Source organism: Salinicoccus sp. Bachu38, assembly GCF_038561955.2.
In the GTDB taxonomy this organism is placed as follows: Bacteria; Bacillota; Bacilli; order Staphylococcales; family Salinicoccaceae; genus Salinicoccus; species Salinicoccus bachuensis.
The window spans coordinates 1670162-1683861 of sequence record NZ_CP138333.2 but is presented as its reverse complement, the minus strand read 5'-3'; the positions used below and the strand labels follow the sequence as shown (position 1 = coordinate 1683861).

The following is a 13700-nucleotide window of genomic DNA, read 5'->3' as shown; positions in this document are numbered from 1 at the left end:
TAAGTTTGCAACGCTATTGACTACTGAGAAAAATAACGTTTATGAACTTTGAAATGAAATCATAGTTGATAGGAAATGTTTTACTACTTGAATCGCTATTAAAATTTTTTCATTAGTGATTTATCTAGACGGTCACTTTTTTTCGATATACTTTGAAACACCTAACACTTCTTAAGTTCTCTCTCTTATATTTTTTTGAGAATATAGCCTTCATCAGAGCGGTAATCATCTGGCAATCTAATTGAAGTTTATTCGTAATTAAAAGCTTTAATTGAAAGTTGAGATACCGAGAGGCCATGGCAGATGCATTTATCAATAGCATGGCGCATGACGCACTATAAGGCTGTGAAGATCATCGAAGTATCTGACCCCTCAGGCGAAAGAGATACACCGCTCACTGAGCGGACTAATCTTGCTAACAAGCATGGCGTGGATGTCTATATCGCATTCCACCACAATGCTTATCGTGGACTATGGTTCAATGGCGGGGGATCCGAAGTGCATGTGAGACCATATGCGCCGCAGTATCATAAACTGGCTTCTATCGTTGCTCCACTGGTTTCCAAAGCAATGGGGCTTACAAATAGGGGCGTGAAAGTCACAAACCTTCATGAAACAAGAGAACCGCATCAACTGGCAATACTCGTTGAGGGTGGGTTTATGGATTCAAACCAAGATATTATAGCAATGAGAGACAAGAACAAGCTGAGAGTGCAGGTTGAAGCTGTTGCTAAAGGTGTGGCTGAGTACTTCGACCTCAAGAAAGTCGTGGCGCCTACACCTCAAGACACACCATACAGAATCGGCGAGTGGAAGAGCAACCAATACGGCACACAGTGGCTCGAGGCACCTTTACTGTTGGTGGCACACGGATCATGTCCCGTTTTGGTAGTCCATTCCTATCAGCGCCGGAGGGCGGATATGCGAACCCAGGATGGTCCACAGAATATGTAGAGCTCATGCCACAGGAGGGACACATCTGGATGGGGTACTATGTGAATGGTAACTTTAAGACGCTTCCGGTTAAAACTTGGGATAGTTCTACTGGTGATGTTGGAGAAGACTGGGGTACGTTTAGCTAATAGTACAGTTAACAAAAATACCTCCCTCGATTGAGGGAGGGTACATATTATATTTTATGATAATGAGAGACTAAATTATCTAGTATATCCAAAAAATCTTCGGGAATATTATTTTTGTTTAATATTAATTGGTATACCTTGTAGTTTTTTTGCTCTAAATTCGTGAAAACCGTTCTTATTTCATTTATAAACCTACTACGAACAGTATTCCTGTGAGTAAACAAAATTGTAATCGACATAAACAATCCAAGTAAATCCCTATAACCAATCCTTTCATCAAACATCCTTTTGCTATATGCATGCCCATTTACATATTTACAGAAACTATTTCTATTTACGGGCTTTACTTGGTCATAATGCGGCTTGAAATGTATGACTCTCTTATTATGTGCTATTTCATTTCGATAACAATGAACCATATCTATTGCATAATCGAATGTTTTTATTGGAATTTCTGGATTGCCCTTTTCTTTGTAGAACATAAACCATTTAACAACTTCTAACTTAAGACTTACGTTACCTACCGGTTTTAAGAGTCCATACAAGTATTTCTTAGTACTTAACGATAGGGCGCCGCATACAACCCAAGGTGGAACATTTCCGTGTTTTTCTCTATAGTGTTTCATAGGTTGATCATAGGATTGATTCTTTTCTTTAATAACATTCAGTGTATGTTGATTTTGGTAGAGGCCATTTTTCAATATATTACCACGATTATATCTATTGATATCAAGGTAATCGGCTTCCAGGTACCCGTAATTTTTTGAAATGGTATAGCTCAAGGCGTTATTAAATGTACCTTCAATATTGAGTATGTATTTAAAAAGAATGTTTTTAAGTTCTTTATCAAAATCATATACATCATGTAGATCTTCAAAGAAGTTGCCCTGGTAGTCATCTTCTTCATCTTTGTTAAACTTTCCTTTTATAAACAGATCCTTATATCCATTCACCAAACTGTAGTATGTAATATTGCGTAAAACATAGTGAGCATTATGCTCATCTTTGAACTTAAGGTTCCTAGTTTTCAATAATTCTATCTGCTCTTCAATTGTTCTAAAATATTTGGGCGATGACATAGAAACCTCCATATTATAAAAGCTCCCTCATTTTAAATGGGGAGCCTTGCCACTAGGGCCTAATGTTTTATACATTAATTATATACCCAAATTTCTCGACAGTAAAGATATTTATGGAAACTTTTGAAGAAATATATGTTACTTATGTTGTATATAAAATGGTTTCATTGCGAAATCCCTCTTTTTTGGTTTGAACAACGAAAAACTGTGAAAAGCCTTCCGGGAACATGTGTTTGCTTTAGGTTAAGTTTTGCCGTATAATTAAAGTGTGTAGTCGAGCTGCCAGTGCTTCCCCGCTGGTGGCTCTTTTTAATCTATTATTGCCTATCAGAGTTAATATATGTAAGATTTAGATAACTACACAATGAAAAGGGGAAAATTGAGGTCTAGAACTAAATTAGTAAATATTAACGTTTTTTATTCTTGTACTTTCGAAGAAAATGAAAAATACAGTTACTTATCTCTTAAAGAATTGTTCGATACAATTAAAGAAGAATATGAAGATGACAATGAATTTAAAGTAGTTAAAAGTTATAACTTTGATCCTATTAGAATAAAATCTGTTGATGTATCTGATATAACAGGTTACTACCATATTATCATGGAGAGATTAGATGATAGACCCCTTAGCAAAACCACTATTTATGGCGACTCTACTGACCTTGATTTAAAAGAAAATGAGTATATCGGTCATGAGATAAGCATTCTATATGATCCGGCGAAAAATGTAATGCTCGTTCAAAGAAATATTAGTTCTTTAAGTCCTTCAGGGGTGGAAAAATTTATTGATAGTTTGTATTTCGATTATTATGAGGAGTTTGCCAACTTCAAACTTGTTGCTACAATAGACCGGAGAGCTAAAACCAAGGCATTAAACAATGATATCTACAGGAAGATTACTCTAAAAGTCACTGGCGAAGACACCGATGATTTATTATTAGGAGTTTCAGGGAACAATTATGAAGGGGTTGAGAGTGTTGAAATTGTTATTTCTACAAATAGGGCGAAGGACTCTAAACTAGATTATAGTGTAAGTAAAAGGATTTTAGAGAACTGGGTAGATCATGATAAAGTAGAGAAACTTTCAGTCAAAACGAAGGAGACAGAGGATACTCCAATAGAAGAAATAGACTTATTGAAACATTCCTTAAAAAGGACTTTAAAATATTCATATCAAGAAGGAGTGGAATTAAACGCATATCGTATTTATTCAGATATGGAGAACTTATATAGAAATGATGATGAGGCTATCTCCTTACTTGTTTAGAATAGAGTGGTGATAAGAAATGTTGAAAAAGTATTTTACATGGATTGTTTACTCGGTGATTATAATTTTTACAATAGGAATTTTCATATTACTACAATATAAAGCACCAAATATTATAGAAAATAGATTATTAGATTTAATGAATATGTTAATCAATTCGATTAGTATTAGTGTTGGTTTTTTCGGAGCTATTTTCACTTTTATGTTCGGCTTAAAAGGAAATCCTATTATAGATAAAATTATGAACTCGAAGAAAACGAAATTACAGTTCAAATATATGAACTATGCAATCGTTGCATCCGGGTTCATTATTATAATATTAATTTTGGTATTGTTTGTTTTTGGTTCAATTGAGGTAAATTCTCAAACCTCAACACCTTTCAATAGTAATCTTGTTTACATTGTTTTATCAATCTCATTTTATTTTTATTGTATGTTTGCGACTTACTTATATATTATAAGCATTATATTCTTTCAAAATCAAAGTGCTGCTATGCCTATCAAGAAAAATCCGCCGATAAAAAGTAATAGATAAATCTTTTTATCGTGGATTTTGAGTCCAGCATATTTGAGAAAAGAGGAGAAGATGGACTCTTCAAGTATATCCTTAATTCCTTCCGGGTTCTTTTATGCAGTAATTATAGAAATCGTCAGCTTCAATAGTTAGATTAGGTTTGTACATTTCTGAGGGGTCGTCAAAGCCCGTCACATTCCTTGGGACTTGCAGCAATCCTATGCTTTCAAACTTTTTGATTGTCACTCTATTATATTCTTCTTCTCTAATACTGGACGGACCTTGCACTTCAAAAGTATTTAATTTTACACCATTCACTTTTTCAATTTCAGCTAATTTTTCATCTGTCATTTTAGGGTCTACGGCTTTCATCGCTTCTTTCATAGACATCCCCTTAAATTGCTCTTTGTAGCCTTCTTTGTATGAATACATTTTTATAAAATCCTCAATATCATGCCCATTCATATTTTGAAGCTGATACGTAATATTTGAATAGATTCGTTTTTTACTTTTATCTAAGAAAATATTGACTAACAAGTTTGAATAGACGAGTTGTTTCAGGTCTTCGTATTCATCTTCTACTTCCTTCAATATAGTTGATATCAATCTTGAGGATTCAGGCTCAGACTCCTCATTCATATCAATTTTTAACTTTTCTACATGTTCATATAGGTATTCCATTGTACTTTCTAAATTCTCTTGTTTTACTCGTGATCTTTCCGAATCAATGGCATCAACTACCAAGCCTACAAATGGTACTTGTTTTCCGCCGCTGATTGTTAAAGCTCTAAATTTGTTATAAATACTCATAGCCGCGCCTCCTCCTAACATTATATTAATTATATTATATTAATTTAAGAAGGAATTATCTACTTTGCATTAAGAACATACGTTCTATATAATATCATCAAGTGGTGATATCCATGGAACTGGACTATAGAGATATGGACATATCAGAACTGAGTTTGAACATCCCACAGGGCAGAGGCATGATCAAATGGCAACCGTTCGCCACCATGCCAGAACAGTATGAGCGTATTACCAAGATGATTGACGACCAGGCAAAGTGCAACCCACCATCCTTCGACAACGAAATATTGGTCATGATCGAGGAGTGACTGCGCCGGTCAATAGGGGAGACGGTCATCCTACGTTACTGGAACGAGGGTTTTGAGGTACAATTGAAATGTCAGGTGGAGTACATAGATAACCGTACTCAAATGGTCATCGTGAGCAAGCAGGCCGAAGTGCTGAACATTGAGTTTAGAAATATTTATGAAACCCTTTAAAATCCCGGTGTAAAAAAGCTATATTATAGACAGGCATCATGATTGACTCATTAGCTGAACCTCTCGGAAAACTCTCGTATTTCCCGTATATTCAGGAGTTTTAACACTACGGCATTGCTACAGCTATTGAGTCATATTACTTCCTGCCACCTGCAAAGGTGGCTTTTTTATATTAGGAGACACGAGAATGCGAGACCATAAAAATTACAGCATTTATAAAGATTTAAAGCAAGACATGAGGGACGGTCGTTTGATGCTTCATGATAAAGTGTGGATGGATTGGTATGAAGACTATATAATATCCTATACATATAGAAGAGAAGAAAAAGCAAACCTTGAAGCGTTGACTGTTCAAGAATTGATGGGTTTGATCACGAGAAAAGCCACTCTGTCGTGAGTGGCCGTTTTTATTCCGTTACGTCTATTTCCATCTGTCCCAGGTCCTGGCCCCCAAAACCTTGTGTAGCTTTAAGAATAACCGGATTCTCTCTGTTCTCTAATTCGTATACAGTCACATTTTCAACCGTCTTGTCTTTTTTAATAACAGACATTTGAGTATCCAAGTATTTGTCATATTCTTCGTCCATCGGTACAGACCCAACATTTAAATCTTGAATTGTGTCTGGTGTTTCCTGAGTAGCTTCTACTGTCGCCGTCCAAACCATTAGTGGAGATACTTCGGTTTCCCCAGCTTCTTCAGGTGTCACTTTAGAAGTAACATCGTAAAATACTACCAGACGATCTTTGCCCGTATCGCTGTATTCACCTGGGGGCAATATCTTAGTGTCTTTGATTTCGACTTTAGCCATCTGTATTTCAAACGCACCATTTTCCATAGCTTTTACTTCGCTGCTATTCTCATCTCTCTCAACTGTTTCGCTTTCTTCAGTCTCTGCTTCGGTATTTGCCTCTTCTGTTTTTTCTTCGTTGGAGTTCTCCTCAACCGACTCTTCTTCTACACTTTCTTCAGCTGCCTCAGGTTCTTCACTTGAGCACGCACCCAATAGAAGCAGAGTAGCGAGACCTCCAGTAAGTAATGTTTTCTTCATGTATTGCATCCTCCTAAATTATGTTATATTAATTGTATCATGTAATAACTGGAAATAATCAGTGATTTTTATTTGAGGAATATTTGGCCCCATAATTTATCTGTTTACATTAAAAATAGCCTACATATTTTATGGCATGTTCTGTATGTCCTGAAAACACTGACATCACAGTTTATATATTTAAGAGAAAATCGCTTATCAAGATTCCATCCATCTCCGTTATTTATCCAGTAACCTAAAAGGTTGCGGGATTTTTTAATATTTATTCATAATTAAAGAATAATTTCAGTCTAATTAAAATGTAGAACTTTCCCTACATTTGGTAAGATTCTGTTGAAACCATATAAAACCTTCTACAAATAGTGTAAAATGATGTAAATTGCATGTATTGGAGGGGAACCAGTGGGAACTTTTGTAGGATTAATAATATTTTTGGGTGTGGTAGCAACCATCGCAATGTTTATATTCATTGCTTTGGGGCTAGAATCGAAGTTCAAGAAACAGAACTCTCGCAGACACTTCAGAAGGGCGGGCATCGCATTTGCGACAGGTCTTGCATTATTCTTCATGTTTGTTGCGGTCCCGAACGAGGTGGAGGAGCCTGTCGATCAGACTGCTTCAGCGGATGAGGAAACTGAAGAAGCGACAGAGGAACAGACTAAAGAGGACTCAGAAGAAGAAAAGGCAGCAGCTGAGGCGGAGAAGAAAAAAGAGGAATCCATCGAAGCTGAGAAAGAGGCTTCGATAGAAGCGGCTGAAAAAGAGAAGGAAGAATCGATTGAGAAGGCTGAAGCAGAGAAGGAAAAGTCCATCGAGGAAGCGGAGGCTAAAGCTGAAGCTGAAGAGGAACCGAAGGAGGAGCCTGTTGCATCCAGAGAGGGTCTCATCCCGGTCTCCCTCTATCGCGTAGTCGATGGGGATACGGTCAATGTGTTCGATGATTCTGGCCAGGAACTGAAGCTGCGACTGCTTCTGATTGATACACCTGAAACAGTCCACCCGAACAAACCGGTGGAACCATATGGGAAGGAAGCGTCTGCAAGGCTGACCGAACTGGTGAATGCTGCAAACCAGCTATATATTGAGTATGACAGCGGTGATAAGACGGATCACTATGACAGACATCTGGTCTATCTGTACGCGGATGATGTGAGTGTCCATGAAGTACTGCTTAAAGAAGGGCTCGCACGTGTTGGCTACATCTATGAGCAGCAGCGCTACCTGTCCGAGTTCCGTGCGGCGGAACAGTACGCTAAGGATCGCCAGCTAGGCATCTGGTCCATCCCGGGCTACGTCAATGAAGGCGGAGAAGGATTCAACAGTGAAGAGCCAGAGCCGGAGACTCAAGAGCCTGCAACGAGTGAACCTTCAACATCAGAGCCACAGCAGACGACCGAAAACTTCCAGAACTGTACTGAGCTGAAGGAAGTCTATCCCGACGGCGTGGCTTCTGGCCATGCAGCCTACCAGTCCAAGATGGACAGGGATAAGGACAACTGGGCGTGTGAGTAGAAATCAGCTATATAATATGTAGGGAAATGACTTTGGAAATTCTGGCATTTCTGCATCAATCCCGCAACCCTCCTGGTTGCGGGATTTTTTTGTGTAATGTCATATAAAAAAGGCGCAACTGCAATCAGTTGCGCCAGTAATTCAATATCGATTCAAATTGCCTGCTATCTGTTCAGGAACTGCTCTTCTTCATCGTCATGCTTCTTGAAGTATTCCCCTTCATCCTCTGTAACCATATCCGGGTTGTTGTCCTCGACTTCAAACATCGTACGGACACCGGTGTTCACATCGACGACTTCGGTGTCATATTCATCCCTCGGGACGACATTCGTGTACTTTTCACTTACCGCATCCATCTGTGGGGAATCGGTGTCTTCCTGATTGAGTCCTTCGAAGATGATCACTTCGTCATTTTCATAGTGGTTCATGAGGTCCTGCTTGCTGCCTTCATCGAAGTCCAGCTTGTCGATGTCACGGTCCGGATGATCGACGTTCCCATCGATGATCTTCAACTCTTCGAACTTCGACTTGAGCCCGGACAGGTCCTGTTTGGATATGACGACATAATTCTTAAGGTCGATGTAGTTGTCCAGATAGATTTCTGCATCCTTTTCAGTCTTGAATGGTTTGTATTGATTCTTATACATGTATAGTGACCCCCGTTTTTTAAATAGTTATTCCCGTTGGGGAAAAATTCAAACTAGAAAACCCTCAATACAGAGTATTGCGGGCATTGGGGAAAATCAGTCTGTTGTCATGATGACCTTGTTGCCGGAAGGGTCGTACGAAACGGTTGCTCCGTCTTCTGAACCGACTTCATGACCCAAGTCCTCAAGCCTTTTGGCTGCGGCATTGAGTGATGCTGTGTCGGGATAGCTCATGATGAAGGCATTGAGTCCCACACTGTCTGATTCGGGCTTTGGTGCACCGATGCCGTTCCATATATTGACGGCGATGTGGTGGTGATAGTCTTCAGAGGACATGAAGGCCGCCTGGCCGGGGAATTCACTTACAACCTCAAGACCGAGTCCTTCCGTGTAGAAATTTACAGCAGAAGGCATGTCCGAGACATGCAGGTGGAGGTGGCCCATGATGGTACCTTCCGGCATGCCCTGCCACTCCTGGCCTGAATCCAGTGATTCAACGAGGTTTTCGAAATCCAGTGGGTCTGTCGTCATTTCCACCCGCGAACCATTCCAGGTCCATTCTTCGGGCTTGCGGTCCCTGTATATTTCGATACCGTTGCCGTCGGGGTCATTGAGGTAGAGGGCTTCGCTCACCTTATGGTCGGAAGCGCCCAGCCTGACGTCATTTTTGGCAAGGTGGATGGTGACTGCAGCGAGATCCGCACGTTCAGGCAGGAGGATTGCGAAGTGATACAACCCGGATGTCCTTCTCTTTTCTACAGGATTTTCCGGTTTGTGGAGTGAGAGGATACTTGTCTTGTTGTCAGTAGTCAGCTGGACGTCTTTGTCACTCTGTTCCAAAATTGAGAAGCCGAGCAGGCCGGTATAGAAATTCAGAGCTTCCTTCATATCGGATACATTGATCTTAACGTGGGAAACATGTGTCGCAGGGGGTGTGTGGAAATTCATAATTGCCTCCTAATTAAAGTTACTTTATGTAACCTAGTGTATATTACTAATTTAAATATGTAAAGTAAAATCATATCTTTATGTCTAAAGGTAACATATGGTATAATTACATCAAGGATGTGATACAAGTTGAAACAATCAATTCTTTGTCCCAAATTCGAAAAGGCAGTTTCGCTGCTCAGCCAAAGATGGACGGCTCTGGTCATCTATCAGATGCTGGAAGCACCCCAACGCTTTGGGGAAATACAGGCCGCAATCGGCATCAGTGGTAAAGTACTTTCCGACAGGCTTAAGGATATGGAACAGGAAGGTCTCATAAAAAGGGATGTGTACCCTGAGACACCTGTAGTCATAGAATATTCGCTTACAGAAAAAGGACGGTCCCTTGAACCTGTACTGAGAGATATCGAAAATTGGTCCCAGGACTGGATAGAAGTCGATCAGCAGAGTGGGACGGGATTCTAGCATATAAAAAGTGGGGCGAAGATCATTAGCGATCTCCGTCCCACTTTCATTTTCTGTCCAGTCTATTTGTTCATGCTTTCTGCATTGACTGTGACCGGACGTCGAACCGGCACGGTTCTTTTCTTCTCTGCTTTCGGCTCGTAAAGGTAGTCTTCCTTGTCGATGTCATCGACCTCATTTTTAAGGTAGTATCTTCCTTTTGTCAGGACAGCCATTAGGACTGTGAGTACGGCTGCAAGTGCTGCTGCAAAGAATGCAGCGGTATTCTCGAGAAATGTACCCATGTATCCGAGTGCAGCCACGGTACCGAGGGCACTGGAAACGATGAGCGCCACTACGCCAACCGGATTCCACTTGTACAGGTTCTCCTGGCGTGCTTCATAGAATGCAGGGCCAATCTTCAGCATCATCTTGACGATGAGGGCGTCGGTGATCAATACAGCGGCCCATGCAAGAAGGAATACACCCTGGAAGATCAATGCTGCATCCAGATGGTCTACGATGCCGCCGAGCATGAGGACCATTGCAGTGACGCCTGCAACGACGATCCAGAACCTGCGTCCCGGTGTGAAGCGGAACACATTTTCAAAGAAGTTCGACAGTGATAGGGAGCTGCTGTAGATGTTCGTTACATTGATACGGATCTGTGTGAGCATCGTGAAGAGTGCGCCACCGATTCCGAGCAGCTGGACGATGTAGACACCAGGATTCGGTTCCGCGAGACGGACACCGAACCATATGCCGAGTCCACCCATGACGCCGTAACAGAAGATCTGTGGTATGACGCCGATCATGATGGACCCCACTTTGATATGTTCAGGTTTCAGGAACCGTGCGTAGTCTGATGCAAGCAGTGCAGTTAGTCCCATGATGCCATGCTGCATGCCGATGCACATCAGAAGCGCCGTGCCGCCAACCTGTACGCCTTCTGGCATGTAGGTCCAGAAGCGGCCATCATATAGTGATGTAGTGAATAGTGCAACAGTAATTGCTGCGATAAGGAATGCGAAGAATATTGGCAGAGACCATTTCTGCAGTTTATCCAGCTGCTTGATGCCGAACCAGTTCAATGGGATGACGAGTGTACCGAATACGACGATCAGCACCCATAATGGAATGGCCGGGAAAAACTCATGTACCGCATAAACAAGGATCATGCCTTCAAAGGCACAGTACATGATGAAGTTGGAAGCATAGATCAGCGAAGTCAATGAAGCGCCTATATAACCGAAGCCGCCGCCCCGCGACATCAGGTTGACGTTCATCCCGGATCTTGCAGATAAGTAGGAAATAATCGTACCCATGATACCTGCTACAATGATGGCATAGCCAGCTGATATGAGCGCGTTCACTGCACCGAATTGAAGTGCCATGACACTGCCCAGCTGGAAGTAGAAGATTGCAGTTGCGATACCAAAGGTTATGTTGGTAATGCTGAACCAGCCCATGTTCCTTTCTTTGTAAGGAACTTTGTCCAATGAGTAATCATCTTCCTGTTCTTCAATCTCATGATCAATCTTTTGATCTGTCACTTTCACAGATCCCATACATATCCTCTCCATTTCTATGAAATTTTCAAATTGCATGACTTTAATACTATATACTTAATAGATGAATAAATCAACTTTATACCGCGTACTATGGGTTATATTGTGACTAAAAGCACATTTATAAATGAATTTAAAACTCAAAATATAAAACTTTGTTTTTATTAAGTTAGAAATTTAATTACATTAGTTTAATGAAGATGAAGTATGCATACCCTTTGGGGGAGAGGAGGAGCCGGTGATTGGGGTGTAGGGCTGGATCCATTGGAAAGAAGTCACTTAAATTAATGGAACATAAAATAACACGGATAAAAAATAGATGAACAGATTTTTTATCCGTGTTTTGGTGGATTGTCTTGTTTTTTTATGTTTTACCGCGAATGTATTTGTCTGAATGAAGAACTTTAAAGCCTATCAGCTTTCCGATTTCTTCGTCTCCACATCGAGATCTTCTGTTGCGGGACCTTCTATTACATTGCCTTTGAAGTTGAAGCGGGAACCGTGGCACGGGCAGTCCCATGTCCTGTCCTCCTGGTTCCAGCTCAGACTGCATCCCATATGGGTACAGCGGTTGTCCACGACCAGGTAGTCATTGCTGTTTTCATCCCGATAAAGCCCCTTCTTCATTACGCCGTCCCGGACGACGGCACCTTCGCCTGCAGAAAGATTCGTCTCATTGATGTCGGGATAGCTTTTCAGCATGTTCTTCGCTTCGACTCCGAGGCTCTCAATCGGCGTCGTAGCAAACTGTTTAAGTTCGGCGAATGTGCCTTTCTTCCTGTGCGGACTGACCATGTCACGATAACGGTTTTCCTTGCCCTCGATCAGATCACTGATGATCATGGAGGAGAGGACCCCATTGGTCATGCCATACTTGTTGAACCCGGCAGCGACGAATCGGTTGTCATGCTTCTGGTCGAAATATCCGATGTAGGGGAGGGAGTCCGCCGTCATCTGGTCCTGTGCCCTGAAGGCGTATAGGCGCTCGTGGTTGGTCGTCTTTTGATCAGAGTAGAGCCTGAGTTTTTCCAACTGCTCCGTCATATCCTTTTCATCATAGGACATATGTCCGAGACCGCCAAAGAGAACGGTAGGCAACTCCTTGTCCGGGTTGACTATATTTCTTGTCGTCAGGCTGGGACCATCATAACCGTTCAATGACAGGTCTTCGGATGGTGGGGTGGAAGTAGTGACGACGAGTCCATATGACCGGTTGATCTTAAAGCTGTTGAAGTAGAACCCCTGGTAGTCGAGGAATGGGAAGTGTGTGGCTACTATGAGATGTTCAAAATCTATGTTTTTCCCCTCAGACGTCTTCAATGTATTGTCTTCAACACCTTTGCCCATCGTATGTTCATATATTTTGACTCCTTTTTCCTCAAGGACTTCCAATATACCTTTGAGAAACTTCAGGGGATGGAATTCTCCCTGATTCCTCATCACCAGTTGGGCGACGGTTTCAAAAGGAAGATCCAGCTGCTCCTTTAATAGTGAGCCATCTATGCCGAGTTTCTCATAGACCTTGGCCTCCTTTTCCAGGTCTTTGACCGAGCTTTCATTTTCAGCATATATGATGCCGTCGACTCTTCTGAAGTCACAGTCTATGCTGTGCTTTTCGGCAACCGATTCAATTTCATCGATTGCCGCCATCTGAGATTCATAATAGAGGCGGGCCGTCTCTTTGTCCTTCTGCTTGCTGACCTGACTGTAGAGTGGACCCTGCTGCGCCATGATGCGCGCTGTCGTATTCGCCGTCGTTCCGCTGAGCACTTCATTGCCTTCGATGACGGTCACCTGGTGGCCTTGCATGGCAAGCTGATAGGCATTCATCAGTCCGGTGATCCCAGCCCCGACGACCAGCACCTCTGTACTTGTATCGTTTTCAAGAGTAGGGTAAGAGGGCAAGTCTACAGTATCGGTCCAAAAAGAGATATTGTCATTGTTGAATTCACTCATCAATTATCCTCCTCAAACATTTTTATATCTTTTACCCTTAATTCATATGAAATACTTACAAACAATAAATTTTGTCCAAAGTGTAAATTTTACGTAACGAAATTGAAAAAACCGCTTGAAAATATTTCATAAAACGTATAGTATATGTATCAGGCGTTGAAAGCGCACAATAATATTACCGCGGGGTAGAGCAGTCTGGTAGCTCGTCGGGCTCATAACCCGGAGGTCGATGGTTCAAATCCATCCCCCGCAATAGTTTTACATATAGGTCCCGTGGTGTAGCGGTTAACATGCCTGCCTGTCACGCAGGAGATCGCGGGTTCGATTCCCGTCGGGACCGCCATT

General features: G+C 41.5%; 15 protein-coding genes and 2 tRNA genes. 10 read left to right on the top strand and 7 right to left on the bottom strand.

Features of this window, described 5'->3' with window-relative positions:
* Positions 1-345: 345 nt before the first annotated feature.
* Together RQP18_RS08505 and RQP18_RS08500 are read left to right on the top strand one after the other, a co-directional pair.
* A complete protein-coding gene (locus RQP18_RS08505; protein ID WP_373446007.1) occupies positions 346-954 on the top strand; it encodes an N-acetylmuramoyl-L-alanine amidase family protein in 609 nt (202 codons plus the stop codon).
* The gene (locus RQP18_RS08500; RefSeq protein ID WP_373446006.1) at positions 876-1082 is read left to right on the top strand and encodes an SH3 domain-containing protein; all 207 of its coding nucleotides are present in this window, start codon (positions 876-878) and stop codon (positions 1080-1082) included. The genes RQP18_RS08505 and RQP18_RS08500 overlap by 79 nt, the downstream gene beginning before the upstream one ends.
* Before the next feature lie 47 nt (positions 1083-1129).
* Here RQP18_RS08500 and RQP18_RS08495 read toward each other — a convergent pair whose 3' ends face one another.
* Entirely contained in the window at positions 1130-2161 is a 1032-nt protein-coding gene (locus tag RQP18_RS08495; RefSeq protein ID WP_342387292.1) for an Abi family protein, read from the bottom strand.
* A gap of 364 nt (positions 2162-2525) precedes the next feature.
* On the opposite strand from RQP18_RS08495, the gene RQP18_RS08490 reads away from it, so the two are divergent.
* A complete protein-coding gene (locus tag RQP18_RS08490; protein WP_342387291.1) occupies positions 2526-3428 on the top strand; it encodes a DUF6731 family protein in 903 nt (300 codons plus the stop codon).
* Positions 3429-4035: 607 nt separating this feature from the next.
* Here RQP18_RS08490 and RQP18_RS08485 read toward each other — a convergent pair.
* Entirely contained in the window at positions 4036-4752 is a 717-nt protein-coding gene (locus tag RQP18_RS08485; RefSeq protein ID WP_342387290.1) for a hypothetical protein, read from the bottom strand.
* 113 nt (positions 4753-4865) lie between these two features.
* On the opposite strand from RQP18_RS08485, the gene RQP18_RS08480 reads away from it, so the two are divergent.
* From RQP18_RS08480 to RQP18_RS08470, 3 genes are all read left to right on the top strand, one after another.
* Entirely contained in the window at positions 4866-5060 is a 195-nt protein-coding gene (locus RQP18_RS08480) for a hypothetical protein (protein ID WP_342387289.1), read from the top strand.
* A complete protein-coding gene (locus tag RQP18_RS08475; RefSeq protein WP_373446165.1) occupies positions 5061-5231 on the top strand; it encodes a YolD-like family protein in 171 nt (56 codons plus the stop codon).
* 187 nt (positions 5232-5418) lie between these two features.
* The gene (locus tag RQP18_RS08470; RefSeq protein ID WP_342387288.1) at positions 5419-5628 is read left to right on the top strand and encodes a hypothetical protein; all 210 of its coding nucleotides are present in this window, start codon (positions 5419-5421) and stop codon (positions 5626-5628) included.
* Positions 5629-5638: 10 nt separating this feature from the next.
* On the opposite strand, the gene RQP18_RS08465 is transcribed toward RQP18_RS08470, so the two are convergent.
* The gene (locus RQP18_RS08465; protein WP_342387287.1) at positions 5639-6280 is read right to left on the bottom strand and encodes a DUF5067 domain-containing protein; all 642 of its coding nucleotides are present in this window, start codon (positions 6278-6280) and stop codon (positions 5639-5641) included.
* Positions 6281-6682: 402 nt separating this feature from the next.
* On the opposite strand from RQP18_RS08465, the gene RQP18_RS08460 reads away from it, so the two are divergent.
* Complete coding sequence (locus RQP18_RS08460) at positions 6683-7792, top strand: thermonuclease family protein (RefSeq protein WP_342387286.1); 1110 nt, start codon at positions 6683-6685, stop codon at positions 7790-7792.
* Positions 7793-7956: 164 nt separating this feature from the next.
* Here the strand turns inward: RQP18_RS08460 and RQP18_RS08455 are convergent, their stop codons facing one another.
* Both RQP18_RS08455 and RQP18_RS08450 read right to left on the bottom strand, forming a co-directional pair.
* A complete protein-coding gene (locus RQP18_RS08455) occupies positions 7957-8439 on the bottom strand; it encodes a hypothetical protein (RefSeq protein WP_342387285.1) in 483 nt (160 codons plus the stop codon).
* A 96-nt stretch (positions 8440-8535) separates the two neighbouring features.
* On the bottom strand, positions 8536-9387 hold the full coding sequence (locus RQP18_RS08450; protein ID WP_342387284.1) for a VOC family protein: 852 nt from the start codon (positions 9385-9387) through the stop codon (positions 8536-8538).
* A gap of 129 nt (positions 9388-9516) precedes the next feature.
* Between RQP18_RS08450 and RQP18_RS08445 the strand changes: the two genes are divergently transcribed.
* Entirely contained in the window at positions 9517-9852 is a 336-nt protein-coding gene (locus tag RQP18_RS08445) for a winged helix-turn-helix transcriptional regulator (protein WP_342387283.1), read from the top strand.
* Between the two features lie 62 nt (positions 9853-9914).
* On the opposite strand, the gene RQP18_RS08440 is transcribed toward RQP18_RS08445, so the two are convergent.
* Both RQP18_RS08440 and RQP18_RS08435 read right to left on the bottom strand, forming a co-directional pair.
* The gene (locus tag RQP18_RS08440; protein ID WP_342387282.1) at positions 9915-11399 is read right to left on the bottom strand and encodes a purine-cytosine permease family protein; all 1485 of its coding nucleotides are present in this window, start codon (positions 11397-11399) and stop codon (positions 9915-9917) included.
* 414 nt (positions 11400-11813) lie between these two features.
* Positions 11814-13355 carry an FAD-dependent oxidoreductase gene (locus RQP18_RS08435; protein ID WP_342387281.1) on the bottom strand — a complete coding sequence of 514 codons (1542 nt, stop codon included), beginning with the start codon at positions 13353-13355 and terminating at the stop codon, positions 11814-11816.
* Positions 13356-13534: 179 nt separating this feature from the next.
* On the opposite strand from RQP18_RS08435, the gene RQP18_RS08430 reads away from it, so the two are divergent.
* A tRNA-Met gene (locus RQP18_RS08430) sits at positions 13535-13608 on the top strand.
* Positions 13609-13622: 14 nt separating this feature from the next.
* A tRNA-Asp gene (locus RQP18_RS08425) sits at positions 13623-13698 on the top strand.
* The last annotated feature ends 2 nt before the right edge of the window (positions 13699-13700 follow it).

Excerpts from the sequence above, each read along its gene's own strand:
- RQP18_RS08500 (WP_373446006.1), top strand. The coding sequence starts at position 876 with ATGTCCCGTTTTGGTAGTCCATTCCTATCAGCGCCGGAGGGCGGATAT.
- RQP18_RS08495 (WP_342387292.1), bottom strand. The coding sequence starts at position 2,161 with ATGTCATCGCCCAAATATTTTAGAACAATTGAAGAGCAGATAGAATTA.
- RQP18_RS08490 (WP_342387291.1), top strand. The coding sequence starts at position 2,526 with ATGAAAAGGGGAAAATTGAGGTCTAGAACTAAATTAGTAAATATTAAC.
- RQP18_RS08485 (WP_342387290.1), bottom strand. The coding sequence starts at position 4,752 with ATGAGTATTTATAACAAATTTAGAGCTTTAACAATCAGCGGCGGAAAA.
- RQP18_RS08480 (WP_342387289.1), top strand. The coding sequence starts at position 4,866 with ATGGAACTGGACTATAGAGATATGGACATATCAGAACTGAGTTTGAAC.
- RQP18_RS08470 (WP_342387288.1), top strand. The coding sequence starts at position 5,419 with ATGCGAGACCATAAAAATTACAGCATTTATAAAGATTTAAAGCAAGAC.
- RQP18_RS08465 (WP_342387287.1), bottom strand. The coding sequence starts at position 6,280 with ATGAAGAAAACATTACTTACTGGAGGTCTCGCTACTCTGCTTCTATTG.
- RQP18_RS08455 (WP_342387285.1), bottom strand. The coding sequence starts at position 8,439 with ATGTATAAGAATCAATACAAACCATTCAAGACTGAAAAGGATGCAGAA.
- RQP18_RS08450 (WP_342387284.1), bottom strand. The coding sequence starts at position 9,387 with ATGAATTTCCACACACCCCCTGCGACACATGTTTCCCACGTTAAGATC.
- RQP18_RS08440 (WP_342387282.1), bottom strand. The coding sequence starts at position 11,399 with ATGGGATCTGTGAAAGTGACAGATCAAAAGATTGATCATGAGATTGAA.
- RQP18_RS08435 (WP_342387281.1), bottom strand. The coding sequence starts at position 13,355 with ATGAGTGAATTCAACAATGACAATATCTCTTTTTGGACCGATACTGTA.